The sequence below is a fragment of the Lyngbya aestuarii BL J genome (genome assembly GCF_000478195.2).
GTDB classification, from domain to species: domain Bacteria; phylum Cyanobacteriota; class Cyanobacteriia; order Cyanobacteriales; family Microcoleaceae; genus Capilliphycus; species Capilliphycus aestuarii.
This window is the reverse complement of record NZ_AUZM01000239.1, coordinates 1-1090: the sequence shown is the minus strand read 5'-3', so window position 1 is coordinate 1090 and position 1090 is coordinate 1. Positions and strand designations below refer to the sequence as shown.

At 35.0% G+C, this 1090-nt stretch carries 2 protein-coding genes; both read left to right on the top strand.

The annotated features are described in order from the left end of the window. Positions 1-425: EAL domain-containing protein (locus tag M595_RS27785; RefSeq protein ID WP_023066255.1), on the top strand; the 425-nt coding region annotated here is incomplete at its 5' end. Between the two features lie 140 nt (positions 426-565). Then, a complete protein-coding gene (locus M595_RS27780; RefSeq protein WP_040483940.1) occupies positions 566-886 on the top strand; it encodes a hypothetical protein in 321 nt (106 codons plus the stop codon). Positions 887-1090: the final 204 nt, after the last annotated feature.

Here is a 1090-nt window from a genome sequence, read left to right as displayed (position 1 = left end):
CTGTCCTATTTATCGATTTAGATGATTTTCAACACATTAATGATTTCGGAACGGGATTTTCATCTTTGAGATATTTGCATCAATTTCCGCTGAATGTGATCAAGATTGATCGTTCTTTTGTGGAAACTCTCAACCGAGGAACGCGAGAACGCTGTATTATTCACTCGATTGTTACCTTGGGGCGATCTCTGAATTTGGCAACGGTTGCAGAAGGTATAGAAACCCCCCAACAACTGGAAAAACTGCGATCGCTAGAGTGTGAATCGGGACAGGGTTATTTATTCTCCAAACCGATACCGGGTGAGCAAATTGAAGATTTTTTGCTAAAGCCGGGTGTGTTGATAAAACCTGCACCAAAAATGTACAATGAGAAACATCTCAACACTTTTAATACTGTATCTGAACAAGTCCGTCAGGTCATTTGAGATGCCTTGAGTTTGAGGATTTTGACAGACTCCGGCATTTTTAACTATTAATAGGAGATATTGATTTTTTGCTCAAAGTTTAGTCTAAGCTCCAGTTGAATTAAAGATCTATTCTGCCAAGTGTTATTCTTTATTAAATTATGAAAATTAAAATAACTTCAACAGAAACGTATTGGAATATTGTTTTTTCGTTAGAGGATTGGGAATGTACATCTATAATACCTTTTAGTAGCTGTTTAATACCCGAATTTAAAATGCCTGATTTAACAATAAAAGAGTTTTATGATAAAGCGTTTAATGATCTAACCAAATTAACTTCATTTTACAGAGAAGCTTTGTATCTAACCGAGGTATTTCGTTTTAGATTTTTTAAATGTATAGACGAAAATAAAGAGTTTGTTGTTGATGATAATAAAGATTATTCTAAAAGAGAATTGTTAGAGTTTTTACAACAGTTTTAATTATGAAACTAAAAATTAACGATACTATAGCGCAACGCAGGCGGCAGGCAATAGGCGCTCTGGCAATAGGCAAGAAAATGCCGATATAGTCAGGCTTTTGGCTATTCTTCGTTCAGGGCATTTGTAGATATACCAGTGCGACCTGCTATATTTATTTTTTACCGAAAATAGGAATATGTTAGAGTTACTGGAGTTTAGACTACC

Coding starts and splice junctions, on each gene's coding strand:
- M595_RS27780 (WP_040483940.1), top strand. CDS start 566: ATGAAAATTAAAATAACTTCAACAGAAACGTATTGGAATATTGTTTTT.